Source organism: Kitasatospora sp. NPDC094028 (genome assembly GCF_049543595.1).
Taxonomy (GTDB): Bacteria; Actinomycetota; Actinomycetes; order Streptomycetales; family Streptomycetaceae; genus Kitasatospora.
Map to the genome: position 1 here is coordinate 12,096 of NZ_JBMVFA010000007.1, position 26,741 is coordinate 38,836.

The following is a 26,741-nucleotide window of genomic DNA, read 5'->3' on the forward strand; positions in this document are numbered from 1 at the left end:
CCCCTAGGAAGTTCCGTGCGCACCAAGGCCGTTGCCGCCACCGCCCTGCTCGCCCTCGGGCTCACCGCCTGCGGCGCCGAGATCGCCCCGAGCGCGGGGCCCACCACCGCCTCCGCCCACTACCCGGTGACCGTGGACAACTGCGGTACCCCGCTGACCTTCCGGCAGAAGCCGGCCCGCGCCGTCACCAACGACGTCGGCATCACCGAGCTGATGCTCTCCCTCGGCCTCGCCGACCGGATGGCCGGCTACGTGATGCCCGACGACAAGGGCCGGATCGACCAGGTGCCGTGGAAGGACGGCTACCAGCGGACGGCGTGGCTCTCCAGGAAGCAGATCACCAAGGAGATCGCCCTGGACGCCCGGGCCGACCTGGTCTTCGCCGGCTGGCACTACGGCTTCGACGAGGGCCGCGGCGTCACCCCGCAGGCGTTCGGGGCGCTCGGCATCGACTCCTACGTGCTCACCGAGTCCTGCCGCAGCGGCAAGGGCTCCGAGCGCGGCGTGATGGGCCCGCTCGACGCGCTCTACACCGACCTGGCCAACCTCGGCGAGATCTTCGACGTCCGCGAGCGCGCCGACCGGCTGATCGCCGACTTCAGGGCCCGGATCGCCGCCGTCCCGCAGCCGGAGCACCGCCCGTCCGTCTTCCTGTACGACAGCGGGAAGGACAAGCCCTACACCGCCGGGAAGTTCGCCGCGGCCGAGGAGATCATCGCCAGGGCCGGCGGGCGGAACGTCATGGGCGACCTCGCCGACTCCTGGGTGACCACCGGGTGGGAGAGCGTCGTCGAACGCGACCCCGAGGTGATCGTGATCAACGACTACGGGGACGTCGGCGCCGAGGAGAAGCGGGCGTTCCTCAAGTCCCTCCCGGCGCTGGCCGGGGTCTCCGCGATCAGGAACGACCGGATCGTGGTGCTGGACTACGTCGACCTGGTGGAGAGCCCGCGCAACCCGGCCGCGATCACCACGCTCGCCGAGCACCTGCGGGCCGTCCCGTCCCGCTGAAAGCCCGTGCCCTTCACCCCTGGGAGGAACCGGGCCCGGTCGGTAGGCTCGGTGGCATGATCCGCACCGCCGTCGCCAGCGACGTCCCCGTCATCCGGGAATTCATCCGCGAGCTCGCGGAGTACGAGAAGGAACCGCAGGAGGCCGTGGCCACCGACGAGCAGCTGCACACCGCACTGTTCGGCCCGGACCCGGCGCTGTTCGGCCTGATCGCCGAGGACGACGCCACCGGCGAGCCGGTCGGCTTCGCGGTCTGGTTCCGCAACTTCTCGACCTGGCGCGGCACTCACGGGATCTACCTGGAGGACCTGTACGTCCGGCCCCAGGCCCGCGGCGGCGGCCACGGCAAGGCGCTGCTGCTGGAGCTGGCCCGGATCGCCGTCGAGCGCGGCTACTCCCGGGTGGAGTGGTCGGTGCTGGACTGGAACCGTCCCTCGATCGACTTCTACGAGTCGCTCGGGGCGGTGCCGATGACCGGCTGGACGGTCTACCGGCTGACCGGCGAGGCGCTCGCCGCCGCGGGCGGCCGCGCCTGAGACGACCGACCGGCGCCGTGCGGATTCTTTCGGGGCCCGCGCGGTGTTGTACGGAGTCAGGCGGAATCTTGCGGAGTCGGGAAAGGCCCTGCCACCCTGCGTCGCAATGCCTTACCATGAGTAACCCTCGCACCAGGGTGCCGAGGGCTTTGAGCAGCGATGGCGGATTCCCGGCATCGAGCCCCCGTCCGGGGGTACCTAGGAAGCACGGCACGCCACCCAGGAGGCAAGGGTGTCCCAGATCGACGACGATCTCGGAGTTCAGGACTTCGTGGAGGTCCGGCTGCCCGCGGCGGGGGCCTACCTCTCCGTGCTGCGGACCGCGACGGCCGGGCTCGCGGCCCGGTTGGACTTCACCCTCGACGAGATCGAGGACCTGCGGATCGCGGTGGACGAGGCCTGCGCCATCCTGCTCCAGCAGGCGGTGCCCGGTTCCGTCCTGTCCTGCGAGTTCCGCCTGGTCGGCGACTCGCTGAAGATCACCGTGTCCGCCCCGACGACCGACGGCAAGGCCCCCGAGCGGGACACCTTCGCCTGGACGGTGCTCTCCGCGCTGGCCGGCGAGGTGGACTCCTCGGTCGGCGAGGACAACACCGTGTCCATCAGCCTGCACAAGAAGCGCGGCGGCTCCGCCGCCCACTAGCGGGCCCCGCAGCAACACCCTGCACGGGCCGTCCGCCGCTCCCCGCCCGGGGGCCGGAGGACGGCTCCCGGTACCGCAGCACCACGCGGTACGACCAACGAGACGACTTCCGGGGCCAGCGGCCCCGGTGCTCCCGGAACGGAACGGGGGAATGGCCGTGAGTGATCTGGACCGTACCGGCCTCGCGACGGCGGGCCCTGCCGTACCGACCCAGGCGAGCGTTCCCGGCCTCGCCGCCAACGACGAAGCGCACCCGAAGGACGCCCACCGGATGAGCCAGCCGACCGAGCCGACGTCTGATCCGTCGCACGACTCGCCGAACCCGCCCGAGCCGGCGGGCGGGGCCGGGGACCTGCACGGTGCGGTGCCCGCCCAGGGCTCGCACCGCACCGGCGCGCCGGACCGGGAGGCGGCCCGCGCGCTGTTCGTCCGGCTGTCCGCGCTGCCCGAGGGCTCCCCGGAGCGCGTCGAGCTGCGCAACCAGCTGGTACGGATGCACATCCCGCTGGTCGAGCACCTGGCCAGACGCTTCCGCAACCGCGGCGAGCCGCTGGACGACCTGACCCAGGTCGCCACCATCGGCCTGATCAAGTCGGTGGACCGCTTCGACCACGAGCGCGGGGTCGAGTTCTCCACCTACGCGACGCCGACCATCGTCGGCGAGATCAAGCGGCACTTCCGCGACAAGGGGTGGGCGGTGCGCGTCCCGCGCCGCCTGCAGGAGCTGCGGCTGTCGCTCACCACGGCGACCAGCGAGCTCTCCCAGCGGCACGGCCGCTCCCCCACGGTGCACGAGCTCGCCGAGCACCTGGGGATCTCCGAGGAGGACGTGCTGGAGGGCCTGGAGTCCGCCAACGCGTACTCCACGCTGTCCCTGGACGTCCCGGACAGCGACGACGAGTCGCCGGCCGTGGCGGACACCCTGGGCGCCACCGACGAGGCGCTGGAGGGCGTCGAGTACCGCGAGTCGCTGAAGCCGCTGCTGGCCCAACTGCCGCCCCGGGAGCAGAAGATCCTGGTGCTGCGGTTCTTCCGCAACATGACCCAGTCGCAGATCGCCGCCGAGGTGGGGATCTCCCAGATGCACGTGTCCCGGCTGCTCGCCCGGACGCTGGCCCAGCTGCGCGAGAAGCTGCTGGTGGAGGAGTAGGACTGACGGCCGCTCAGCGGCCGTCAGTCGTGCCGGCGGCCCGGTGCGCTCAGCCCTCGCGCTGGGTGTACAGGGCCGCCGTCGACTTCGGGCTCAGCAGCGACCCGATGCCGACCAGCCCGAGCAGGAAGGTCAGCACGCCGATCACGACCATCGCGCCCCCGCTCTGGACCATGTAGTACCCGACCGGCAGGCAGATCGAGTTGGTCAGCACCGCCGGGCTGCGCCCCCAGCGGCGCTCCTTGAGCAGCGCCCGGGCGGCCAGGATCGGCAGCACGCCGAGCAGCACGATGACCACGCCGCCGAACTCGTTCAGGGCCAGCTGCTTGGCCTGGCCGGACAGCGCGGAGACCATGTCCCAGACGCCGACGACGGCCAGTGCGGCGCCCTCCAGGGCGGTGATGGCGGCGCCCAGGGTGAGCGAAACCGGGCGAGTGGGTACGGGTGCGGAGGTTTCTGCGGTCACTCCAGCAGGGTAGCCGCCGACCGGTCCGTACCGACCCGTAGGCTTTCCCCATGCGCGCACTCCTGGTCGTGAACCACAAGGCCACCACCACCAGTGGCCGGACCAGGGACGTACTGATCCACGCGCTGCGCGCCGACCTCAAGCTGGACGTCGCCGAGACGCAGTACCGGGGCCACGCCCGCGACCTGGCCCGGGAGGCCGCCCAGGACGGCTCGGTGGACCTGGTGGTGGCGCTGGGCGGCGACGGCACCGTCAACGAGGTGGTGAACGGGCTGCTGACCCACGGCCCGGGCGAGAAGGTCCCGCGACTGGCCGTGGTGCCGGGCGGTTCGACCAACGTGTTCGCCCGCGCGCTGGGCCTGCCCAACGACCCGGTGGAGGCCACCGGCGTCCTGCTGAACGCGCTGGACCACGGGCGCGAGCGCCCGATCGGCCTGGGCAAGGCGATGACCGAGGGGCTGCCGGACCGCTGGTTCACCTTCACCGCCGGCTACGGCTTCGACGCCGGGGTGGTCGGCCGGGTCGAGGCCCAGCGCAACGCCGGGCGCAAGTCCACCCACTCGCTGTACGTCGGGCAGGCGATCCGGCACTACTTCACCCAGCGTGAACAGCGCCGGTCAGGGCCGGTGTCCCTGGAACTTCCGGGCCACGAACGGGTGCCGGGCCTGGTGATGGCCATAGTCAGCAACACCTCGCCGTGGACCTTCCTCGGCAACCGCCCGGTCTACCCCTCGCCGCTCGCCTCCTTCGACACCGATCTCGACGTCTTCGGGATCACCCGGATGACGGCGTTCGGTACGGCTCGAACGATCCGTCAGATCCTGCGGTCGCACACGCCTTCGGCGGACGGCACCCCGCCCGCCGGCCCGTCCGGGAAGCACGTCGTCTCCTATCACGACGTCAGGCACTTCACCTTGGTTTCAGAGGAACCCGCACCGTTCCAGGTGGACGGGGACCATCTTGGAGACCGGAGTCGCGTCAGTTTCACAGGCGTACGACGGGCACTGCGTGTGATTGTGTGACCAGAAGCGGGGTTCGCCCTTCTTCTCGAACGCACAAGCCCCCTTCACTCCATCGAAGTACTGGCTGTGAGCTAAGCGACACCGAAGAATCAAAAATTCCTCCCCGAAGGGGGTTGTATCCGAGCCCGAGGTTTGCGAACCTCTACATGGCGATCGGGACACATCGCAGCGACGGCGACCAGCACCACAGGGAAGCTGACCGCGAGGTGCCCCTCGAATCGCCGAATCCCCTCCCAGCACAGACCACCCGGGCCGATGGGCCTTTGGTCTCTTTTGCTGTTGTGGGATTCGTGAAAGCGTTCACATTCACAAGCCATTCGATTATGCCGGTGCCACCCCCGCCGGCTGGAGGAGTTGGACGACCATGGACTGGCGCCACCGCGCTGTCTGCCGCGAAGAGGACCCGGAGCTGTTCTTCCCGATCGGGAACACCGGTCCTGCTCTGCTGCAGATCGAGGAAGCCAAGGCCGTGTGCCGCCGCTGCCCGGTGATGGAGCAGTGCCTGCAGTGGGCGCTCGAAACCGGCCAGGACGCCGGCGTCTGGGGCGGCATGAGCGAGGACGAGCGTCGCGCCATGAAGCGCCGCGCCGCCCGCAACCGCGCCCGCACCGCCTGATCACACGCAGTGACACAGGCGGCGACGCCGCACCGGTGGCAACACCAGCTGTAACCGCAGTACCGATCGACTCATGATCAAAGGCTTCCCTGCACTTCCTGGTGAAGCCTTCCGAACAAAGGGCCTTGCCTCGCAAGGTCCCGCGACACCAGACCGTCCAGCCACTTGATACTGTTCACTTAGAGCAATATTGTGGAGCTGAGGCGCTCACCGTGTGCAACGCACCGGCTGGGTGTCGCACCACCCAGAGCCCCCGTTCCGGCCGACTCCCCCCGACGGCCGGAACGGGTTGAGAGGCCCTGTCGACCCACCCCCCCCGGTCGACAGGGCCTCATTTCTGTTTCCGCACCCCGTCACCCTTCGGGTGGGCGCACGGAGCGTGCACCCGGCGCTCCCGCCGAACGCACGCCCCCCACACACCTCGGTGCACCTCAGCGCACCGGGATCTCCAGGACGACCTTCGTCCCGCCGTTCGGGCCGGCCACCATGTCGAAGGTGCCGCCCAGCTCCCCGGTGGCCAGCGTCCGGACGATCTGCAGCCCGAGGTTGCCGGCTGTCTTCGGGTCGAAGCCCTCGGGCATCCCGCGGCCGTCGTCCTGCACCGTGATCAGCAGGTACTCCTCCGGCCGGGCGCCGCCGTTCCAGCTGTCCGACCAGCCCATACCGGTCGCCGGGGCCCGCCCGCGCAGCGCGCTCACCTCCAGGTTCCCGGAGGCGGTCGGGCCGAAGGCGTGCTCCAGGGCGTTCTGCAGCAGCTCGGTCAGCACCATCGACAGCGGCGTGGCCACCTCGGCGGACAGGATGCCGAAACTGCCGGTGCGGCGGGTCGCCACCCGGCCGTCCTGGGACAGCTCCATCACCATCGCCAGCACCCGGTCGGCGATCTCGTCGAAGGCGACCTGCTCGTCCAGCGCCTGGGAGAGCGTCTCGTGCACGATCGCGATCGAGCCGACCCGGCGCACCGCCTCGTCGAGCGCCGCCCGGCCGGCCTCGGACTCCATCCGGCGGGACTGCAGCCGCAGCAGGGCGGCGACGGTCTGCAGGTTGTTCTTCACCCGGTGGTGGATCTCCCGGATGGTCGCGTCCTTGGTCATCAGTTCGCGGTCGCGCCGGCGCAGCTCGGTCACGTCGCGGCACAGCACCAGCGAGCCGGTCAGGGTGCCCTTGGGCTTGAGCGGGATCGCGCGCAGCGTCACCACTCCCCCCTGGGCCTCGACCTCGGTCTGCCGGGGCGCCCAGCCGCTGGCCAGCTTCACCAGTGCCTCGTGCACGGCCGAGCGGGACGGCGGGGCGAGCTCGGCGGTGGCCCGGCCGAGGTGGCTGCCGACCAGGTCGGTGGTGAGGCCCAGCCGGTGGTAGGCGGAGAGCGCGTTCGGGCTGGCGTAGGTGACGATGCCGTCCGCGTCCACCCGGATCAGGCCGTCGCCGACCCGGGGGGCCGCGTCCATGTCGGCCTGCTCGACCCCGGGGAACGGGAAGCTGCCGGCGGCGATCATCTGGGCCAGGTCGGAGGCGCTCTGCAGGTAGGTGAGTTCGAGCCGGCTGGGGGTGCGGACGGTCAGCAGGTTGGTGTTGCGGGCGATCACCCCGAGCACCTTGCCCTCGCGCCGGACCGGGATCGACTCGACCCGCACCGGCACCTCCTCGCGCCACTCCGGGTCGCCCTCGCGCACGATCCGGCCCTCGTCGAAGGCGGCGTCCAGCAGCGGGCGGCGGCCGCGTGGGACGAGGTGTCCGACCATGTCGTCCTGGTAGGAGGTGGGGCCGGTGTTGGGCCGCATCTGGGCGACCGACACGTAGCGGATGCCGTCCCAGGTGGGGATCCACAGCACCAGGTCGGCGAAGGAGAGGTCGGAGAGCAGCTGCCACTCCGAGACCAGGTTGTGGAGCCATTCCACGTCGGCCCCGGTGAGGGTGGTGTGGCGGCGGACGAGTTCGTTCAGCGAGGGCACATGGCGAGGGTAGCGCCGCCGGTCCCGGCGGGGCGCGGCGGACCGGGCGGAACCGGTCCGCGACCCTCCGGAGTTGTTTAGACCAATTCGCCGAGCAACCTGGACAACCCCGATTGGTCTAGTCCACAATGAAAGGGCACCAAGGAGAGGCCCACCGCGCAACTGCCCTGACCGCGCGAGGCCGCTCCTCGGTCGGACACCGCCGAACGAGGACCCCGCACAGTTCTCGATCGTCCCCGGTGGCCGACGACAGCTCCGGGCTACGGTGCCGCATGGGTTGAGGGTCCCGTGTCGGCGCCGTGGCCCGTAGTGCTTTCCGGGCCCGGTGCCCCCGCGCCCCGGCCCCCCGATGCGCTCCCCCGGCCACCTTCCGCCGCTCAACGGGCCGGGCCCCGTCCACAGCCTGTGGACGGGGCCCGGCCCGCGGCACGCGGGGGTCAGTGCGTCTCGGTCACCTTGGCCAGCGCGCGCGGGGCGTCCGGGTCCTGGCCGCGGGCGATGGTGACCTCGTACGCCAGCAGCTGCAGCGGCAGGATCTCCAGGATCGGCTGGACCTCCTCCGGCACGCCCGGCGGCAGCGCGAAGCCGGCCGAGGCGGCGTCCACCTGCGCCTGCTGGCCGACCACCACCAGGTCCGCGCCGCGCCCGCGCAGCCGGTCCAGCACCGGCTGCAGCGCCTCGCCGCCCTTGCCGTCCGGGACGATCGCGATGACCGGCGAGACGTTGTCCACCATGGCCAGCGGGCCGTGCAGCAGGTCGGCGCCGGAGAACGGGCTGGCCGGGATGTAGGTGGTCTCCATCAGCTTCAGCGCCGCCTCGCGGGCGGTCGGGTAGCCGTAGCCGCGCGAGGTGATCACCAGCCGCTGGGCGAAGCGGTAGCGCTCGGCGAGCGCCTTCACCTCGGGCTGCCGGGCCAGGATCCCGGCGGCCAGCTCCGGCAGCCCCCGGGCCCGGTCGCCGTCGCCGCCGCGCAGCCCCTCGACCAGCAGGTAGAGCGCGAGCAGTTCGGCGGTGTAGGTCTTGGTGGCCGGCAGCGCCTTCTCCGGGCCGGCCAGCACGTCGATGTGGAACTCGGAGACCTCGGCCAGCGGCGAGGCCGCGTTGTTGGTGACGGCCAGGGTGATCGCGCCGGCCTCGCGGGCGGCCTTGGTGGAGGCGACCAGGTCGGGCGAGCCGCCCGACTGGCTGACGGTGACGACCAGCACGTCGGTGAGGTCCGGCTTGGCGCCGTACGCGGTGGTGGTGGACATCGAGGTCAGGCCGGCCGGCTTGCCGAGCAGGATCTCGATCAGGTACTTGGCGTACAGCGCGGCGTTGTCGGAGGTGCCGCGTGCGGTCAGCAGGACGAAGCGCGGCTTGCGGGCGGCGATCTCGGCCGCGATCCCGCGGATCTTCGGGGCGCCCTCGTCGAGGATGCGCCGGAGGACGGCCGGCTGCTCGGCCATCTCCGCCGCCATGATCCGGCCGGGAGCGGTCTGCGGGTCGGACATCTGGGTGTGCCTCCGATGAGATGGGTCGACCCCGCTGGGCGGGCGCCCGGCGGGGGCCTCTACGGCGGCGAGTCCGCACACTCGCTGCGGTGGTCTTCCTGGCGCGGCAATCCTACGAGCGCGGCCGCCGGGCAGCACCTCCGGCCACCGCGCCCCGGACGGCCGGAGCGGGGCGGCCGGAGGCGGCCGGACGGGCGGTCAGGACGGGTTGTTGATCAGCTGGTCGATCGCCGCGTCGGCCTCCTTGGTGGCCTGGTCGACGGACTTGCCCTTGAGGATCGCGGCCAGCATGTCGGGCAGGATCTTCTGCTTCTCGACCGCGCCCCAGCCGGGGGCCAGCGGGGTGAACCAGGCGTCCGGCACGGCGTTGGCCGCGGCGGCGGTGGTCGGCTTGTTCTTCAGCGGGGCCAGCTGGGTGAGGTTGTTCGGCAGGATGTCCTTGTCGGCCAGCGCCTGCTCGGACTTGGTGCTGGTGAACATCCGGATCCAGTCGGCGGCCGGCCCCGGCTGCGCGGACTTGGCGGTGACCGCGAGGTCGGAGCCGCCGATGAAGGTGGGCAGCGGCTTGCCGTCCGGGCCGGGCATGGTGGCGAGCTTGACGGAGTCCTTGAGGCTCGCGTCGCCGGTGCCGGGCGCGGTGACGCTGGAGGCCTCGTAGCCGTTGCCGTAGAAGGCGGCGGCGCGCCCGCGCGCCATCGCCTCGTACTGGTTCTGCTCGTTGACCGTCTGGTCGCCCTTGTTGTACTTGCGGACCAGGTCGACGAAGTGGCTGACGCCCTGCTGGGACTTGGGGTCGTGCAGGGTGCCGTGCCAGTTGCCGGAGGAGTCGAACTTGGCGATGCTGCCGCCGTACGCGGCCACGTAGCTCATCGCCGCGTACCAGTACGGGCCCGGCAGGTAGAGCGGGGAGTAGGACTTGTCGGACCTGTTCTTCTCGGCGATCCGGTCCAGCGCGGCCAGCAGGTCGGTCTCGGTCTTCGGGAACTCCGCGCTGCCGGTGGCCTGCTGGAACACGGCCGACTGGTAGACCGCGACCCGGGCGCCGGCGTAGTAGGGCACGCACCAGAGCTTGTCCTGGTAGGTGCAGGTGTTGGCGAGCGCCTTGATCCAGGCGTCGGAGTTGTCGAAGCTGCCGCGGTCGACCGGGGCGAGCGCGCCGGAGAGCACGTACTTCATGGTCTCGGTGTTGCCGAGTTCGACCACGTCGGGGGCGCCGCCGTCGGCGATGGCCTTGTCGAGCTTGCCGACCTTGTCGGCCCAACCCTGGTAGGAGAGCTTGAGGGTGACGTTCGGGTACTTCGCCGCGAACTCGTCGTTGACCCGCTGGACCAGGTCGGGCCAGTTCTTCTGGGCGTCGTCCATCAGCCAGACCGTGACGGTGCCGCGGGCTGCCTTCGGATCGGCGGCGGCGCTCTTGTTGTCGGCCGAGGGCGAGCCGGTCGAGGAGCAGGCCGCCAGGGCGAACGCCAGGGCGGTGATCCCGGACGCGGAAATGAGCTGACGCTTCGTCACGTCATTCTCCGAGGTGCTAGAGCAGAAAGTGGTGCAGGAGGGATGGGGTGGACTTTGGCCTAGACCAAAGGTGGTGTCAACGGCCAACCACCTTTGCCAACACGGCCGTTGCAGAGCCGTTGTATCGCGTGGCGATCAGCCACCGGGCCATCACTCTCCGTGGGAATTCCAGGCGGATTCAAGACCTGTTTGAGGGAGCACGGTCATTCCGGGGAATCCACAGGTCAATTCCGGGAAATGCCCGGGAAAACGGAAAAGGGCCAGTCATGCGCCATGCGCATGACGGGCCCGTGCCCCGGTTCTCAGGCGATCGCCCCGTACTGCCCGGTGAGCACCTCCACGGCGGCCAGCCCGCAGACCCGGGCGGCGCCGTGGGTGGCGATGTGCAGCGCGCCGACCGGCTCGGACTGGGGCAGCCCCATCTCGACCACGGCGGCGTCCGGCCGGGCCGCGACCAGGCGGCCCAGCGCGGCGGCCATCCAGGCGTGCCGGTGCGCGTCCCGGACCACCAGCACCAGGCGGCGGCCCTCGGCGGCGCCCACCAGCTCGGCGACCAGCGCGTCCAGCAGCTCGGGGGCGGCCTCGGCGGCCGACACCTCGCGGGTGCGGGTGCCCGGGAAGCGGTCGGCCAGCATGCCGGCCACGCCCCACGGGGTCACGTCGCCGACCGCGATGTTCGGCTCGTCCGAGAACGAGGCCACGTACGGGCGCTCGGTCACCGGCAGCACCTCGCGGCCCGGTGCCCGGACCACCTTGAGGGCCCGGCGCGCGGCCCGCAGGCCGACCGCGAGGTCCGGCTCGAACCGCTCGCCCTGCGCCGCGATCCGGCCCCAGCAGCCCAGTGCACGGACCCGCTCGGCGGCGTCCGCCAGCCGCTCCTCGGTCAGCCGGCCGGCCCGCACGCCCGCCACGATGGCGTCGCGCAGCATCAGCACGGTGTCCTCGTCGGCCAGCCCGCCGCCGACGCAGATCGCGTCCGCGCCGGCCGCCAGGGCCAGCACGGTGCCCTCGCCCATGCCGAAGGTGTCGGCGATGGCGCCCATCTCGATCGCGTCGCTGACGATCAGGCCCTGGTAGCCGAGGCCGCCGTCCTCGGGCGCGGCCCGCAGCAGGTCGCGCAGCACGGTCGGGCTCAGGGTGGCGGGCAGCTTCGGGTCCAGCGCCGGGATCATGATGTGGGCGGTCATCACGGCCTTGGTGCCGGCCGCGATGGCGGCCTGGAACGGCACCAGGTCGCGGGCGCGCAGCACGTCCAGGTCGACGTCGATGACGGGCAGGCCGTGGTGCGAGTCCACCGCGGTGTCGCCGTGGCCGGGGAAGTGCTTGGAGCAGGCGGCCACGCCGGCCGACTGCAGGCCCTCGACCCACGCGGCGGTGTGCCGGGCGCACAGCTCGGGGTCGGCGCCGAAGGAGCGGACGCCGATGACCGGGTTGCGCGGGTTGGAGTTGACGTCCGCGGTGGGCGCCCAGTTGTAGTTGACGCCGGCCTCGGCCAGCGCCCGGCCCAGCTCGCGGGCGACGTCCCGGGTCAGCCCCGGGTCGTCGATCGCGCCGAGCGCGAGGTTGCCCGGCCAGGAGGACCCGGAGCCGGCCTCCAGGCGGGTGACGTCGCCGCTCTCCTCGTCGATCGCGATCAGGAGGTCGGGGTTCTCGGCGCGCAGCGCGCCGGTGAGCGCCGAGAGCTGGTCGAGGTCGACCACGTTGCGGTCGAACAGCGCGACCGAGCCGAGCCCGGCGGCGAGGTGGCGCAGCAGCCACGTCGGCGGCTCGGTGCCGACGAAGCCGGGCTGCAGGACGGTCAGCGCGTCCCGGTGCAGCTGGTCGCTGTCCGGGGTGGTGGGGACGAGGATGCTCACGTTGACTCAGCCCTTCACGGCGCCGTCGGTCAGACCGCCGACCGCCTTGCGCTGCAGGAAGATGAACAGGATCAGGATCGGGACCGCGAAGAGGGTGGAGGCGGCCATGGTCGCGCCCCAGTCGGTGCCGAAGTTGGTCTGGAAGGACGACAGCCACAGCGGCAGGGTCTGGGTGTCGGGCTTCTTGTTCAGCCACAGGACGAGCGGGAACTCGTTCCAGGCGGTGACGAAGCCGAACAGCGAGGTCGACATCAGGCCGGGGGCGAGCAGCGGGAAGATCACCTTCAGGAAGGCCTGGGTGCGGGTGCAGCCGTCCACCATGGCCGACTCCTCCAGCTCCTTCGGCACCGCGGCGATGAAGCCGCGCAGCGTCCAGATGGTGAAGGGCAGCACCATCATCATGTAGAAGGCGGTGAGCGGGACGATGCTGTTCAGCAGGTCGTTGTCGCGCGAGAGCATGTAGACGCCGATGGTCATGACCTCCCACGGCGCCATCTGGGCCACCATGATGACCAGCACGAACGCCTTGCGGCCGCGGAACCTCATCCGGGCCACGGCGAAGGACGCCAGGGTGGCGATGATCAGCGAGATGACCACCGCGAGGACGGTCACCGTGAGGCTGTTGGTGACGTACGTCCAGAAGTTGTCGGCGTGGACGGCCTTGTCGAAGTGGTCGAAGGTGGCGTCCAGCGGGAGGAAGACCGGGGTCCGGCTGATGATGTCCTTGTCCTGCTTGAAGGACGTGGAGATCATCCAGTAGACCGGGAAGACGAAGAAGACGAAGAGGACGACCGCCAGCACGTTCGGCCAGGTGCGTCCGATGAGCGAGCGCCTCACAGCTCGTCCTCCTGCTTCAGGATGATGCGGAAGTAGTACGACATCAGCGCGGCCAGCATCAGGATGGTGAGCACCGCGATCGCGGAGCCCGCGCCGAAGCGCTGGGCGCCGATGCCTTCCAGGAAGGCGTGCACCGGCAGCGTGCGGGTGAGCCCGTCCGGGCCGCCGTGGTTGATCAGGTAGACCTGGGTGAACGCCTTGAAGACCCAGATGATCTCCAGGAAGGTCGTGGCCAGGAAGAAGGGCTTCAGGCTGGGGAAGACCACGGCGGTGAAGGTCTTGACGGGGCCGGCGCCGTCCATCCGGGCGGCCTCGTAGAGCTCCTTGGGGATGGTGGTCAGTGCGGCGTACATGTTGATCGCCACGAACGGGATCGACATCCAGACGATCAGCAGCACGATCACGAAGAAGGTCGAGTACTCGCCGCTGTACCAGTTGAAGTGCGCCATCGAGTGCCAACCCAGCTGGTCCAGGAACCAGTTGACGACACCGAAGTTCTGGTCGAAGAGCCAGGTGTAGACGGTGGTCGCGGCGACCACCGGCATCGCCCAGGCGAGGACCAGCCCCACCGACAGCAGCAGCCGCATCGTCTTGCCGAGACGGTTGAGCAGCAGGCCGATCAGGGTGCCGCCGAGCATGATCAGCAGCACGTTGACGGCCGTGAAGGCGATCGTGCGCCCGGTGACCGTCCAGAACTCCGAATCGGTCAGCTGCTCCTTGTAGTTGTCGAAGCCGTTCCACTCGGTCAGGTGCTGGATGAACTGCCGCTTGTTGAGGTTCTGGAACGACAGGAGGATCGTCTTGAGCAGCGGCCAGCCCAGCAGGCCGATGGTCGCCACGGTGGCCGGCAGCAGCAGCAGGTACGGCGCGAGGCGGGCGAGGAAGCCCGGTTCGCCGGTGGCTCTGCCGGTCTTCCTCGGAGTGCCGCCGACGCCGCCGATCACGTCGGTGGTGGCCACGGCCGGCTTCCTTGCGCCCGGGGACTGTGTCCGCACCGGGTCCGAATGCACCGCCATCGTTCTCTCTTCCTCACAACCTGACCACGACGGACGGGCGTCGCCCACCGGCCCCCCGCCGGGGGCCGGTGAGCGACGCCGCTCGACTGCCTTACTGCTTGGTGTTGAGTCGCTTCGCGATCTCGTCGTCGGCCTTCTTGGCCGCGGCGGCGTAGTCGCCGGTCAGCGCCGCGGTCAGGAACTCCTTGACCGGGTTCGGCTCGTTCTCGACGTTGCTCCAGGTCGCGACGTTCGGGGTGACCGCGCCGTTGGCGGAGGCCGGCAGGGCGGCCTTGGCGAACTCGCCGGCGACCTTGCTGTTGAGCGAGGTCTTGTTCGGGATGGAGCCGGCCGCGGCGAACAGGCCCTCGTTCTTGTCGCTGAGGGCGATCTTCAGGAAGCCCTTGGCGAGCTCGGGGTTCTTGGTCTGCTGGGCGATCGCCAGGTTCGAGCCGCCGAGGAAGACGCTGGACGGCTTGTCCGCGGTGGCGCCGGGGAGCGGGAAGTAGCCGATCTTGTCGGCGGCCATCTCCTCGGGCTTCGGGACCTCCCAGCCGAGGCCGATGATGGCGCCGATGTCACCCTTGGCGAAGACGTCCTTCTGCTGCGGGGTGGCCTCGTCCTTGTCCTTGGGGGCGGTGACCGAGTGGCTCTGCAGCTTCTTGAAGGTCTCGAAGGCCTTCTGGGCCTCGGGCGAGGAGAGGCCGCCGACCCACTTGTCGCCGTCCTTCTTGGCGAGCTTGCCGCCCTCGCTGGTCAACAGGCCGAAGTAGGCGTACCACTCCTGGCCCGGCATGTAGAGCGCGTCGGTGACGCCGGGGACGGCCTTGACCTTGTCCAGGTCGGTGTAGAACTCGTCCAGGGTCTTCGGCGGGGCGGTGATGCCGGCCTTGGTCCAGAGGTCCTTGTTGTAGGTCACCACGCGGTTGGTGAAGTACCACGGGGCGGCGTACTGCTTGCCGTCCATGACCGAGGACTCGTTCAGGTTGGCGGCCCAGTCCGCGCCGCCCAGGTCGGCCTTGTCCTTGGTGATGTCGAGCAGGCCACCGGTGGCGGCGTAGCCCGAGGTCTGGGTGTTGCCGATCTCCAGGACGTCGACCGAGCCCTCGGAGAGCGCGGCGGTGACCTTCTGGCCGATGCCGTTCCACTTCTGGGTCTGGATGTCGAGCTTGGCACCCGGGTAGGCCGCGGTGAAGTCGGCCTTGACGCTGTCCTCCCAGCCCTTGGGGGCGGAGCCGTCCATCAGCCACACGGTGAGGGTCTTGCCGTCGAAGCTCTTGGCCGCCGAGGACGAACCGCTCTTCGCGTCGTCCTTCTTGCCGTCCGAACCGCAAGCCGCCACGCCGACGACCATTGCTGCGACGCCGACCGCCGCGATGAGCTGACGCTTCACGCCATCCTCCTGAGGGATGCCTGGGTTACCCCACGTCGGACGGTAGCGGCATACCCGCGCACAGCGGGAGGAATGGTGCCGCGGACCCCTTCGATCGGGTGGGGGGATTCATCGGAACCGGCCTAGTGGTGTAGACCAGATGCCTGGAGCTTGGCCTAGACCAATGGGCCTGTCAACGGGAGTTCGACGGATCTCGACCACCCGTTATCAAGCCGACACCGCACATCGTTCATCGCGTGATGAGGTATTCGTTCCGTAGCCATACATGCAACGATGTGGTCCGTTAACGATGTGGCGGGGCCGGAAATGGCCTTGCGAGAAGCGGGAGAACAGGTCCGATGAGCAGCGACGGGGGAACCACCGCCCAAGCAGACGACCCCGAGGTGAAGAACCTCCCGACGCAGGCCGGCACCGATCCGACCGCGCGCGTCCCCAAGTACTACGGACTCAAGCGCCACCTGCTGCAGCTCACCGAGACCCAGCCCGCGGGCACTCCCGTCCCGCCCGAGCGGGCGCTCGCCGCGCAGTTCGACACCTCCCGCACCACCGTGCGCCAGGCCCTGCAGGAGCTGGTGGTCGAGGGCCGGCTGGAGCGCATCCAGGGCAAGGGCACCTTCGTCGCCAAGCCCAAGGTCGCCCAGGCCCTGCAGCTCACCTCCTACACCGAGGACATGCGCGCCCAGGGCCTGGAGCCCACCTCCCGGCTGATCGAGATCGGCTACATCACCGCCGACGACCGGCTCGCCCCGCTGCTCGACATCAAGCCCGGCGGCCGGGTGCTGCGGATCGAGCGGCTGCGGCTGGCCAACGGCGACCCGATGGCCATCGAGGTGGCCCACCTGTCCGCCAAGCGCTTCCCGGCGCTGCGCAAGAACCTCGCCAAGCACAACTCGCTGTACGCGGCGCTGCGCGAGGTCTACGGGGTCACCGTGGCCGAGGCCGAGGAGACCATCGAGACCACCCTGGCCAACCCGCGCGAGGCGGGCCTGCTCGGCTCCGACCTCGGGCTGCCGATGCTGCAGCTCTCCCGGCACTCGTTCGACGCCGAGGGCGACCCGGTCGAGTGGGTGCGCTCGATCTACCGCGGGGACCGCTACAAGTTCATCACCCGCCTGAAGCGGCCCGAGTAGGCCCACGGCTCCCCTCCTGCTGGACGGGCACCGGCGCGCGCGACCCGCGCACCGGTGCCCGTTCGCGTCCGTGCGCGGGCGCGTGCTCCGGACGCGCCCGCTCGCGATGTGAGAAGTTCCGTCAATTCCGGTGACATGGGTCACGTCATGCTCTAAATTGCGCAGCCGTACTGACTGTCGATCACCGATGGTGCTGCTCGGCGGACTCGCGGGGGCGCAGGACGTCCTCCGGGCTGCGGCGCCGACGGGGAGAACCCTCCGGAGCGGAGCCGAAGATGCCCTCTGATCCCGATCCCAACGACACCGTCGCACCCGGTTCCGGGGCGGCCGTCCCGGCCGTGACCCCCGAGCGGGTGCTGGCCGCCCTCGCCCTGCTCGTGCCGATCGTCGCGATGCTCTGGGTGCCCTCGTACAACAAGAACGACCCGGCGCTGGCCGGCGTCCCCTTCTTCTACTGGTACCAGCTGCTCTGGGTGCCGGCCTCGGCGGTCTTCACCGTCGCCGCCTACCTCCTGATCAACCGGGACGAGAAGGCCCGCAAGGCGGCCCGGAACGGCGGTGCGCGATGAAGGACGTCAACGTGCCGGCCCTCGTGGTCTTCGTGCTGTTCTTCCTCCTGGTCACCGTGATGGGCTTCCTCGCCTCGCGCTGGCGCCGTGCGGGCGACGCGGCGCACCTGGACGAGTGGGGCCTGGGCGGCCGCAGCTTCGGGACCTGGGTGACCTGGTTCCTGCTCGGCGGCGACCTCTACACCGCGTACACCTTCATCGCCGTCCCGGCGGCGGTCTACGCCTCCGGCGCCGGCGGCTTCTTCGCCGTCCCCTACACGATCATCGCCTACCCGCTGGTGTTCCTCTTCCTGCCCCGGCTCTGGTCGGTCTCCCGGGTGCACGGCTACGTCACCCCGGCCGACTTCGTCCGCGGCCGGTACGGCTCCCGGCCGCTGTCCCTGGTGATCGCGCTGACCGGCATCCTCGCCACCATGCCGTACATCGCCCTGCAGCTGGTCGGCATCCAGGCGGTGCTGGACGTGCTCGGGGTCGGCGGCGGGGCGGACGCCAACTGGTTCGTCAAGGACCTGCCGCTGTTCATCGCCTTCGGCGTGCTCGCGGCCTACACCTACTCCTCCGGCCTGCGCGCCCCGGCGCTGATCGCCTTCGTCAAGGACGCGCTGGTCTACATCGTGATCATCGTCGCGGTGATCTACATCCCGATCCGCCTCGGCGGCTACGGGCACATCTTCGACACGGTCGCGGAGCACTTCAAGCAGGCCCCCAAGACCGGCGCGATGACCCTCACCGACGACAAGACCTGGTCGTACGCGACGCTCGGCCTCGGCTCGGCGATGGCGCTGTTCATGTACCCGCACTCGGTGACCGGCGTGCTGGCCTCCAAGTCCCGCAACACCGTGCGCCGCAACATGGCGATCATGCCCGCGTACTCGCTGATGCTCGGCCTGCTGGCGCTGCTCGGCTTCATGGCGCTCGCGGCCGGCGTCGGCGGCAAGGACTACAACCCCCAGCTGTCGGTGCCGCAGCTGTTCGCGAACATGTTCCCGGACTGGTTCACCGGGGTGGCCTTCGCCGCGATCGGCATCGGTGCCCTGGTGCCGGCCGCCATCATGTCCATCGCGGCGGCCAACCTGTTCACCCGCAACATCTACAAGGAGTGGCTGAAGCCCGCCGCGACCTCCGCCGACGAGACCCGCGTCGCCAAGCTGGTCTCGCTGCTGGTGAAGGTCGGCGCGCTGGCCTTCGTGCTCGGCATGGACCGGCAGTCCGCGATCAACCTGCAGCTGCTCGGCGGCCTGTGGATCCTGCAGACCTTCGTGGCGATCGTCGCCGGCCTGTTCACCCGCTGGTTCCACCACTGGGCGCTGTTCGCCGGCTGGGCCGCCGGCATGGCGTACGGCACCTGGCAGGCGTACGAGCAGCACACCCCGAAGGTCAGGCACTTCGGCGGCAACGCGGCCGAGATCCCCGGCATCGGCGAGCTCGGCTACATCGGCCTCACCGCCTTCGTGCTCAACCTGGTCGTCGCGGTGGCGGCCACCCTGGTGCTGCGGGCGGTCAAGGCACCGGTCGGCCCGGACGAGACCAGGCCCGCCGACTACAGCGCCGAAGCCGGCGACGACGAGCCGAAGAACGCGCCGGAGCCCGTAGCGGCGCACTGATTCGCGCCGCGCGCGCCCTGTGATCGCGCCGCCTTCTCCGTCAACACTGGAGGAGGCGGCGCGATCACGAGGATGAAAAGACGTGCACGCCGGGCACCACCCAAGTCCGGACCGGCATCCGGCCGGGACCTGATCGACCCACGGGGAGCTCGCGGCCATGGCAGAACTCGGCACCACCCTCAACGGCCAGCACCAATCCACCCAGCAGCACCCGAGCGCGCAGCACCAGGCCGCCCAGCACCAGGGCACGCAGGGCCAGCACCACCTCCTCGCCCCCCACCGGACGGCCGCCGGCCGGCTGCCGTCCGTGCTGATCGCCACCCGGCACGGCGAGTCCACCGCCAACGTCGAGTTCCAGCTCGCCGAGGCCTCCGGCGCGCTCAGCGTCCCGATCAGCTGCCGCGACGCCGACATCCCGCTGTCGCTGCGCGGCCGGCAGCAGGCCCAGGCACTCGGCCACTGGTGGGCCGGCCTGCCCGCCGCCGACCGCCCGCGCAGCGTCTGGTGCTCGCCGTACGAGCGCACCGCCGAGACCGCCCGGATCGCGCTCGCCCAGGCCGCCGGGCTCGGCGCCGTCCCGGTCTCGCTGGCGGTGCGCTACGACGAGCGGCTGCGCGACCGCGAACTCGGCGTCCTGGAGATGCTGCCCAAGGCCGCCATCGAGGCCAAGCACCCCGAGGAGGCCGCCCGCCGGCGCAAGATGGGCGAGCTGTACTACCGGCCGCCCGGCGGCGAGTCCTGGGCCGACGTCGCGCTGCGGGTGCGCAGCCTGCTGCGCGACCTCGGCGAGGAGGAGGCCGGCCGGCCCGTCCTGCTGGTCGCCCACGACTGCACGGTGCTGATGCTGCGGTACGCGCTGGACCGGCTGAGCGAGCAGCAGCTCACCGAGCTCGGGCCGGTGCACAACTGCTCGGCGAGCCTGTGGCGGAGCCAGGACGGGCGGCTGCGGCCGGAGCGCTGGAACAGCGTCGAACACCTGACCGGCGAGGACGCCGGGTAGCGGTCGGGCCGTTCGGGCCGCTGAGGGCCGCTCAGGTCACTCAGGTCACTCAGGGCCGCTCAGGCCGCCGGATCGGCGAAGCAGCGCCGGTACGCCAGCGGCGTGGTGCCCAGCCGGCGCCCGAAATGGTGCCGCAGCGCGGCCGCGTTGCCGAAGCCGCAGCGCGCGGCGATCGCGTCCACCGACTCGGTGGTCGACTCCAGCAGCCGCTGCGCCAGCAGCACCCGCTGCCCGACCAGCCAGCGGTGCGGGGTGGTGCCGGTCTCCTGCTGGAAGCGCCGGGCGAAGGTGCGCGGCGACATCAGCGCCCGGGCGGCCAGCTGCTCGACGGTCGCGTCCTCGGCCAGGTGGTGGCGCATCCAGTCGAGCAGCGGCGCCAGCGAGGCGCCGTCCGGCTCGGGCAGCGGCCGGTTCACGAACTGCGCCTGCCCGCCCTCGCGGTGCGGCGCCACCACCATCCGGCGGGCGATCCCCCGGGCCACCTCGGCACCCTGCAGCTTGCGCACCAGGTGCAGGCAGGCGTCGATGCCGGCCGCCGTCCCGGCCGAGGTGATCACCGGGTCGTCGTCCACGTACAGCACGTCCGGCTCGACGGTGGTGGTCGGGAAGCGCCGCGCCAGTTCCTCGTTGTGCCGCCAGTGGGTGGTGGCGCGGCGGCCGTCCAGCAGTCCGGCGGCGCCCAGCACGAAGGCACCGCTGCAGATGGACAGCACCCGGCCGCCGCGTTCGACCACCCCGCGCAGTGCCGCCAGCAGCGGCTCGGGGTAGTGCTCACGCAGCCGGGAAGCGGTGACGACGGCGAGGTCCGCCTCGGCGAGCCGCTCCGGCCCGTACGGGACGTCCACGGTGAACCCGGCGTGGGTGGCGTGCGGTCCGGGGTGCGCACCGGCGATCGCGAAGGCGTAGCCCGGCAGGCCGTCCGCGGTCCGGTCCAGGCCGAACACCTCGCAGGCCACCCCCAGTTCGAAGGGGTGGACGTCCTCCAGCACCACCGCGACCACGTTCTCCAGCATGCCGACCAGGATGCCCCGGCCGGGCCGCCCGGCGGAACCCTCCGGGTGGCAGGATTTCGCGGTGGAAGGTCGTTCCTGCCACTCGTGGGCGCCCCCGCTCCCGGCCAGAGTGGAGCCATGGACAGCGACACCCTCGCCGGCGCGCTCGCCCTGGCCGGAGCGGTCGGCGGCTTCGGCCTGCTCGGCGCCCTGATCGGCCGGGAACTCTCCCGCGGCCCCGCCGCCGGCCGCGACAACCACCACCGCTCCGGCGGCTACCCCACCGACCCGGGCCTGCCCGACCGGCTGTACGGCACCATGCCCGCCGCCTCCCTGCGCCCCTCCGCCGACCCGGCCACCCTCCCGGTCCGTTCGACCCCGTACATCACCACCGGACACGGCTCCGGCACACTGTCCCGATGGACTACCTCATCCGCCGGGCCCTCCCGCAGGACCTCGACGCAGCCGGCCGCCTCACCGTCGACGTCTTCGTCGGCGACGGCTTCACCTCGCCCACGAGCCAGTACGTCGAGCACCTGCGCGACGCCGAGCGCCGGGCCCGCGAGGCCGACCTGCTGGTCGCCGTCGACGCCGACGGACAGGTCCTCGGCTGCGTGACCTTCGCGGTCGGCGGCACCGAGTGGGCCGACATCGCCGACCCGCACGAGGGCGAGATCCGGATGCTCGCCACCGCACCCGCCGCCCGCGGTCGCGGCGTCGGCGAGGCCCTGGTCCGGGCCTCCATCGCCCGCAGCCGCGAACTCGGCCTGGCCGGCATGGCGTTCTCCACCCGCCCGGAGATGACCACCGCCCACCGCATCTACGAGCGCGTCGGCTTCCGCCGCACCCCCGAGCGGGACTGGGCGCCGTACCCGGGCATGGACCTGATGGTCTACACCATGGCGTTCTGAACGCCCGGGGCCGCCCGCTCCCGGGTGACCGGCGGACGATCAACAGGCGGCTTTTGATATAAACCACAGATCAAGAGCTGTCGCGTGAAGCAGACACGACAGCGCGATCGACGCGGGGGAACGCACCAGATGGACAACGGGCCCGGCCTCGGCGCGCCCGCCGGCGGCCCCACCCTGCAGGACATGCGACGGGCCCGGGGCATCGAACCCCCCGCGGTCAGCCGCTACGCGGTCCCCGCGCCCGAACCGCGGCCGCGCGGACCGCTGCCGCCGTCGATCCGCTTCCGGGCGGTCGACGGGCTGCGCGGCCTCGCCATCGCCTCCGTCCTGCTGTACCACACCGACTGGTTCCAGAACGGGCTGTTCGGCGTCGACGTCTTCTTCGTCCTCTCCGGATTCCTCGTCACCCTCGTCCTGGTCCGCGAACTCGACCGCACCGACGGCATCCGGCTCGGCGTCTTCTACCGCCGCCGCGCCAAGCGCCTGCTGCCCGGCCTGCTCGCCACCGTCATCCTCGTCGTCGGACTGTCCGCCCTGGTCAGCCCGCTGCGGGACGTCCGCGACCTGCGCCCGCAGGCCCTCGCCGCCCTCGCCCAGGTCGCCAACTGGGCCCAGCTCTCCCGCGGCGACGCCTACTGGCAGCACTTCGCCCAGATCGACCCGCTCGCCGCGATGTGGTCGCTCAGCATCACCGAGCAGTTCTACGCCGTCTGGCCGCTGCTGCTGCTCGCCGTGTTCGGCCTCTGCCGCCGTTCCCTGCGCGCCGCCGGGATCGCCACCGCCGTCCTGTTCGCCGTCGCCGCGCTGGTCGCCCCGCTGATGTGGAACGGCGACAACAGCGACCGCCTCTACCTCGGCACCGAGACCCGCGCGGTCGGCTTCGCCGCCGGCGCCACCGCCGCCTTCGCCGTCTACCTGTGGCTGCGCCACCGCGTCCGCACCGCCGCCGCCGAGGGCACCGGCACCCGCGCCGGACTGCGCCCGCCCGGCGGGCCCGTCCTGCCCACCCTCGTCGGCACCGCCGCGCTCGGCGGCCTGGTGCTGGCCAGCCTGAAGGTCGGCAGCTACCACGAGCCACTGCTGTACCGGGGCGGACTGGCCGTGGTCGCGGCGCTCGCCGCCGTCCTCACCGCCTCGCTCTGCTACGACCGCGGCCCCCTCGTGTGGCTGCTCTCGCTGCCCCCGCTGCGGCTCACCGGCATCATCTCCTACAGCCTCTACCTGCTGCACCTGCCGGTGTACTGGCTGCTCCAGCACTACGTCGACGACATCTCGCCGCAGCGGCTGCTGCTCATCGGCGCGCCCGTCTCCTGGGTGCTCGCCTGGCTGCTGCACACCGGCACCGAGAAGCTCCGGGTGCTGCGCTGGCGGGCCGTCACGGCCGTCCCGATCCTCGCCGTGACGACCGCGGTGGCCACCGCGGGCGCCTGGTACCTGCCCGCCTGGGTCGCCCACGACATGAAGTCCGGGCCGAGCGGCAAGCCCGCCGTCCTCGTGCTCGGCGACTCCTTCGCCCAGGACCTCGCCACCGGCCTGTACCGCGCCGGCGACCGCTACCGGGTCGTCGACGGCGGCATCAGCGGCTGCGGCGTCTTCGACCCGCAGAAGGTCCGCACCGTCTCCGGGACGGAGTTCGAGACCGAGGCGGACTGCCGGGACCGGGCCGCCGCCTGGGACCGCTCCCTCGACTCCGCCGAGCCCCGGGCCGTCGTCGTCCACCTCGGCTGGGACGCCGCCGAGCAGTACCTCGACGGCAGCTGGCTCAACCCCTGCGACGAGGACTACCGCACCCGCTACACCGCCCGGCTCACCCAGGCCGTGGACCAGATCCGGCGGCACGCGCACGGCGCCCAGGTGCTGCTGATGAACGAGCGGGTCGAGAACGGCGCCATCAACAAGACCTGGGGCACCTGCTACAACCGGCAGGTCGCGGACTTCGCGAAGTCCACGGGCGGCGGCGTCCGGCTGATCGACTTCAACACCTTCTACTGCCCGTGGGACACCTGCGTGTGGAAGGACAAGGACGGCCACTGGGTCACCCCCGCGAACGACGGGGTGCACCTCACCCCGGCCGGCATGCGGTTCGTGACGCCGTGGCTGGAGCAGCAGATCGCGGACGCCCTGGCCGGCGTGCCGCCGAAGGCACCGCCGGCGCCGGCACCCACCGCGACGGCCACGCCGACGCCGACCGCGGCGCCCGCGACCACGCCCACGCCGACCCCGACGCCCACCCCGACGCCGACCGCGACCACCAGGCCGCCGGTCAAGCCGACCACGAAGCCCACCCGGGCGGCCAAGCCGACCGCCCCGGCCACCGAGCCCCCCGCCGACGCCCAGCCGTAGCGGGCGGTCCGCCGAGGCCGACCGCCGCTACCCGGGCGGCAGTTGGTAGGTCTGCGCGAAGCAGGTGCGGATCGCCTGCTCGGAGGCGTGGCGGCCGGCGAAGTCCATCCGCGGGGTGTCCGGGTTGGTCGGCAGGGTCGGGTCGATGCCGAAGTACAGCGACCAGAAGTACACCCCGCCCAGCTTGCGGTCCTGCGCGACCTGGCAGACGGCGCTGAACCAGGCCGCCTGCACGCCCTCGTTGAGCTCGCGCCTGGTGTAGAAGTCGCCGGGCGTCTTGTACGCGCCCTTCTGGGCCGGGATGCCGACCTCGGTGAGCTTGGTGGTCGGCTGCGGCCCCTTGCCGCGCTTGTCGAGCCAGCTCTGCCAGCTGGCCGCGAGGTCCTCGATCGAGGCGTCGTCGCCGGCGGACTTGGCCGGGAAGTAGGCGTCGACGCCCGTCCCGTCCGCCTGGACGGGCAGCGGGCCCTTGGACCAGTTGTCCCAGTTGGCGTCGTAGACGAGCTGGCCGTGGAAGGTCTTGCGGGCCTGGTCGATGAGGCCGGGCCAGTGCGGGTCGTTCTCCAGCGAGTTGAACTCGGTGCCGATGGTGAACTCGGTGGCCGCGTGCTCCTGCGCGGTCTTCAGGTACGGGGTGAGGAAGGCCAGGTAGCTGGCGAACCAGGCGTCCTTGTCGGTGGGCGCGATGTTGCCGCGCCAGCCCTGGGTGGCGGCGTAGTCGAACACCTCCTCGTCCATGATCGGCCGCACGGTGGTGCGCAGGCCGGCCCGGTGGGCGGCGTCGAGGAGCAGGGCGAGGCGTTCCGGGCTGGGGCTGGTGGGCCGGGCGGCTACGGCGTTCGACCTGGCGCCGGTGGTGTAGTACGGGAACGTCACCGACAGGGAGTTGGCGTTCAGCCCGACGACGTACTTGACGATGCGGTCGGCCTTGCCCTGGACGAAGGTGTCCGGGTCGGCCGGATCGTCGAGCCAGTACACCTGGACGCCCCACTCGGGGCTGCCCTTGGTCCACGGCCTCGCGACCTTGGGGCCGGTGTCCTCGACCACCGGGGCGTCCTTGCCGAAGCCCCAGACCCGGCCCTGCTCGGTGGGGGCGGCGAAGTGGACGGTGGTGGGGCGCTGGTGGTCGAACCGGATCGGGTGGTCGCCCCACAGCACGGGCACGGCGATGGTGACGGCGACCACGGCGGTCGGCAGGACGAAGATGAGGGGGCGCTTCAACGGTCGCGACTTCCGATCAGGCCGGCTTGGCGATGACGACGAACTTGTTCTCCTCGCGCTTCAGGAACTTGATCAGCCCCCGAAGGCCGCCCCAGCCCTCCAGGAAGGAGAACAGCGGGATGCAGGCGACCACGACCATCGGCTCCCACCACTTGCGCCGGTGGTTGGCGGAGGCGACGACGTTCAGCCGCAGCCCCTCCCAGTACGTCCAGATCACGTAGGCGAAGTTGATCGACCAGACCAGCACCACGGACTGGGTGACCGGCGAGGTGTTCCAGGTGCCGGTGAACCAGGCCACCAGCAGCACCAGGCCGACGTGCTGCAGCGGGCCGAGCACCCAGCTGACCATGCCCATCCCGATGAACAGCCGGTACCGCAGCGGGATGGTCTTGTTGAAGCAGAGCGCGACCAGGCCCCAGGCCCAGCGCTCGCGCTGCTTGAGGAAGTCCTTGACCCCCGCCGGCGAGGCGCCGTAGCAGCGCCCGTTGAACCAGTCGCTGCGGCCCGGATAGCGCTGGCAGAAGTTCAGCGCCATCTGGGCGTCCTCGACGATGGTCTTCGGGCCGAAGTCCCAGCCGATGGTGGCCTCCACCGAGGAGCGCACGATCAGCAGCTCGCCGTGCACGCCGGCGATCGGGGTGCCGGTGCCGGTCATCGCGCGGAAGCGGGCGATGTCGTCGGCGGGGCGGATCGCGTCGGCGAGCCAGGTGAAGGTGGAGACGGCGTTCTCGCGCGGGTACGTGAGGATGCCCTGCGCCATGTGCTTGGCGTCGTCCCCGGCCCGGCGCTGCCGGTTGACGAACTGGGCCACGGCGGCGGCGGTGTCCGGGCCGACGCCGGTGTCGTCGTCCATGTGCAGCACCCAGACGTCGTCCTCGGCCTCGCCCTCCTCGATCCGCAGCTCGTGCGAGTAGTGGTTGGCGCGGGCCTTGAACTTGGTGCCGTTGGGCGTCTGGTACGCCTTCGGGACGGTCACCACCCGGATCAGCGGGTGGCGTTCGGCCAGCTCGTCGATCTTCTCGGCGGCGGCGCAGCCCTCCTCGGTGAGGATGTCGACGCGCATCCACGGGAAGTAGGGCGGCAGGTGCTCGACGTACGAGAGCACCGAGCGCTCCAGCGCCGGGTAGGTGTCGTGGCGGCCGATGGTCGGCACCAGCACGATCAGGAAGTCGTCCTCGACCGGCGCGGCCGGCGTCATCCGGCTGACCTTGCGCAGCCGGCGGCGGACCATCAGCACGCCCTGGAAGCCGATCAGCACGCCGAACACCGGCATGCCCCACAGGATGGTGATCGCCCAGCCGAGCGGGGTCGGGTTGGGCACGTACGCCCAGACGGAGAAGGCGAAGATGACGGCGAACGATATGTAGAACGGCGCCACTCTCGGCTTCCACGACATCTGTCGCTCGGCGAGCCGGGCGGCCTCGCGGGACGTGGTGAGCACCGTCCGCTCCGGGGCTGTCGTTGACATGGCGGAAGTCGTTCCTCGTCTGGT

At 71.2% G+C, this 26,741-nt stretch carries 23 protein-coding genes; 12 read left to right on the forward strand and 11 right to left on the reverse strand.

Annotated elements, in window-relative coordinates:
* The first annotated feature begins 15 nt into the window (after positions 1–15).
* The 4 genes from ACPC54_RS13470 (at position 16) to ACPC54_RS13485 (ending at position 3,340) form a co-directional block, all read left to right on the forward strand.
* Positions 16–1,011: an ABC transporter substrate-binding protein gene (locus ACPC54_RS13470; protein ID WP_498964488.1), complete on the forward strand. Its 996-nt coding sequence runs from the start codon at positions 16–18 to the stop codon at positions 1,009–1,011.
* Positions 1,012–1,067: 56 nt separating this feature from the next.
* Positions 1,068–1,547, forward strand: a complete 480-nt coding sequence (locus ACPC54_RS13475) for a GNAT family N-acetyltransferase (RefSeq protein ID WP_498964490.1) — start codon at positions 1,068–1,070, stop codon at positions 1,545–1,547.
* 232 nt (positions 1,548–1,779) lie between these two features.
* Positions 1,780–2,190: an ATP-binding protein gene (locus ACPC54_RS13480; RefSeq protein WP_498964492.1), complete on the forward strand. Its 411-nt coding sequence runs from the start codon at positions 1,780–1,782 to the stop codon at positions 2,188–2,190.
* Between the two features lie 157 nt (positions 2,191–2,347).
* Positions 2,348–3,340 carry an RNA polymerase sigma factor SigF gene (locus ACPC54_RS13485; RefSeq protein WP_498964494.1) on the forward strand — a complete coding sequence of 331 codons (993 nt, stop codon included), beginning with the start codon at positions 2,348–2,350 and terminating at the stop codon, positions 3,338–3,340.
* A 49-nt stretch (positions 3,341–3,389) separates the two neighbouring features.
* Here ACPC54_RS13485 and ACPC54_RS13490 read toward each other — a convergent pair whose 3' ends face one another.
* Positions 3,390–3,806, reverse strand: coding sequence for a hypothetical protein (locus ACPC54_RS13490; RefSeq protein ID WP_498964496.1), 417 nt, complete (start codon positions 3,804–3,806; stop codon positions 3,390–3,392).
* Between the two features lie 50 nt (positions 3,807–3,856).
* Here ACPC54_RS13490 and ACPC54_RS13495 point away from each other — a divergent pair, with 50 nt between their 5' ends.
* Both ACPC54_RS13495 and ACPC54_RS13500 read left to right on the forward strand, forming a co-directional pair.
* Positions 3,857–4,828 (forward strand): diacylglycerol/lipid kinase family protein, encoded by a 972-nt coding sequence (locus ACPC54_RS13495; protein WP_498964498.1) that lies wholly within the window; start codon positions 3,857–3,859, stop codon positions 4,826–4,828.
* A 364-nt stretch (positions 4,829–5,192) separates the two neighbouring features.
* Positions 5,193–5,444, forward strand: coding sequence for a WhiB family transcriptional regulator (locus ACPC54_RS13500; protein ID WP_014138019.1), 252 nt, complete (start codon positions 5,193–5,195; stop codon positions 5,442–5,444).
* A gap of 431 nt (positions 5,445–5,875) precedes the next feature.
* On the opposite strand, the gene ACPC54_RS13505 is transcribed toward ACPC54_RS13500, so the two are convergent.
* The 7 genes from ACPC54_RS13505 to ACPC54_RS13535 form a co-directional block, all read right to left on the reverse strand.
* Positions 5,876–7,396: a sensor histidine kinase gene (locus tag ACPC54_RS13505; protein ID WP_498964504.1), complete on the reverse strand. Its 1,521-nt coding sequence runs from the start codon at positions 7,394–7,396 to the stop codon at positions 5,876–5,878.
* Positions 7,397–7,833: 437 nt separating this feature from the next.
* Positions 7,834–8,886 carry an SIS domain-containing protein gene (locus tag ACPC54_RS13510; RefSeq protein WP_498964506.1) on the reverse strand — a complete coding sequence of 351 codons (1,053 nt, stop codon included), beginning with the start codon at positions 8,884–8,886 and terminating at the stop codon, positions 7,834–7,836.
* 198 nt (positions 8,887–9,084) lie between these two features.
* Complete coding sequence (locus tag ACPC54_RS13515; protein ID WP_498964508.1) at positions 9,085–10,398, reverse strand: type 2 periplasmic-binding domain-containing protein; 1,314 nt, start codon at positions 10,396–10,398, stop codon at positions 9,085–9,087.
* Between the two features lie 302 nt (positions 10,399–10,700).
* Entirely contained in the window at positions 10,701–12,254 is a 1,554-nt protein-coding gene (locus ACPC54_RS13520) for a glycoside hydrolase family 3 protein (protein ID WP_498964510.1), read from the reverse strand.
* A gap of 6 nt (positions 12,255–12,260) precedes the next feature.
* Complete coding sequence (locus ACPC54_RS13525; RefSeq protein WP_498964512.1) at positions 12,261–13,091, reverse strand: carbohydrate ABC transporter permease; 831 nt, start codon at positions 13,089–13,091, stop codon at positions 12,261–12,263.
* Positions 13,088–14,107 carry a carbohydrate ABC transporter permease gene (locus ACPC54_RS13530; RefSeq protein ID WP_498964514.1) on the reverse strand — a complete coding sequence of 340 codons (1,020 nt, stop codon included), beginning with the start codon at positions 14,105–14,107 and terminating at the stop codon, positions 13,088–13,090. Before ACPC54_RS13530 ends, ACPC54_RS13525 begins: the two co-directional genes overlap by 4 nt.
* Before the next feature lie 91 nt (positions 14,108–14,198).
* Complete coding sequence (locus ACPC54_RS13535; protein ID WP_498964516.1) at positions 14,199–15,479, reverse strand: extracellular solute-binding protein; 1,281 nt, start codon at positions 15,477–15,479, stop codon at positions 14,199–14,201.
* 338 nt (positions 15,480–15,817) lie between these two features.
* Between ACPC54_RS13535 and ACPC54_RS13540 the strand changes: the two genes are divergently transcribed.
* The 4 genes from ACPC54_RS13540 to ACPC54_RS13555 all read left to right on the forward strand — a co-directional run bounded on the left by ACPC54_RS13540 (position 15,818) and on the right by ACPC54_RS13555 (position 19,782).
* Complete coding sequence (locus ACPC54_RS13540; protein ID WP_498964518.1) at positions 15,818–16,609, forward strand: GntR family transcriptional regulator; 792 nt, start codon at positions 15,818–15,820, stop codon at positions 16,607–16,609.
* Between the two features lie 275 nt (positions 16,610–16,884).
* A complete protein-coding gene (locus ACPC54_RS13545; RefSeq protein WP_498964519.1) occupies positions 16,885–17,178 on the forward strand; it encodes a DUF3311 domain-containing protein in 294 nt (97 codons plus the stop codon).
* Entirely contained in the window at positions 17,175–18,782 is a 1,608-nt protein-coding gene (gene mctP / locus ACPC54_RS13550) for a monocarboxylate uptake permease MctP (protein ID WP_498964520.1), read from the forward strand. Before ACPC54_RS13545 ends, mctP begins: the two co-directional genes overlap by 4 nt.
* Before the next feature lie 157 nt (positions 18,783–18,939).
* A complete protein-coding gene (locus ACPC54_RS13555) occupies positions 18,940–19,782 on the forward strand; it encodes a histidine phosphatase family protein (protein WP_498964522.1) in 843 nt (280 codons plus the stop codon).
* Between the two features lie 59 nt (positions 19,783–19,841).
* Here ACPC54_RS13555 and ACPC54_RS13560 read toward each other — a convergent pair whose 3' ends face one another.
* Positions 19,842–20,795 (reverse strand): helix-turn-helix domain-containing protein, encoded by a 954-nt coding sequence (locus ACPC54_RS13560; RefSeq protein ID WP_498964927.1) that lies wholly within the window; start codon positions 20,793–20,795, stop codon positions 19,842–19,844.
* Between the two features lie 398 nt (positions 20,796–21,193).
* On the opposite strand from ACPC54_RS13560, the gene ACPC54_RS13565 reads away from it, so the two are divergent.
* Both ACPC54_RS13565 and ACPC54_RS13570 read left to right on the forward strand, forming a co-directional pair.
* The gene (locus tag ACPC54_RS13565; RefSeq protein WP_498964524.1) at positions 21,194–21,685 is read left to right on the forward strand and encodes a GNAT family N-acetyltransferase; all 492 of its coding nucleotides are present in this window, start codon (positions 21,194–21,196) and stop codon (positions 21,683–21,685) included.
* A gap of 129 nt (positions 21,686–21,814) precedes the next feature.
* Entirely contained in the window at positions 21,815–24,028 is a 2,214-nt protein-coding gene (locus tag ACPC54_RS13570; RefSeq protein ID WP_498964526.1) for an SGNH/GDSL hydrolase family protein, read from the forward strand.
* Between the two features lie 27 nt (positions 24,029–24,055).
* On the opposite strand, the gene ACPC54_RS13575 is transcribed toward ACPC54_RS13570, so the two are convergent.
* Entirely contained in the window at positions 24,056–25,249 is a 1,194-nt protein-coding gene (locus tag ACPC54_RS13575; RefSeq protein ID WP_498964528.1) for a glycoside hydrolase family 113, read from the reverse strand.
* Between the two features lie 16 nt (positions 25,250–25,265).
* Positions 25,266–26,717 carry a glycosyltransferase family 2 protein gene (locus ACPC54_RS13580; RefSeq protein WP_498964530.1) on the reverse strand — a complete coding sequence of 484 codons (1,452 nt, stop codon included), beginning with the start codon at positions 26,715–26,717 and terminating at the stop codon, positions 25,266–25,268.
* Between the last annotated feature and the right edge of the window lie 24 nt (positions 26,718–26,741).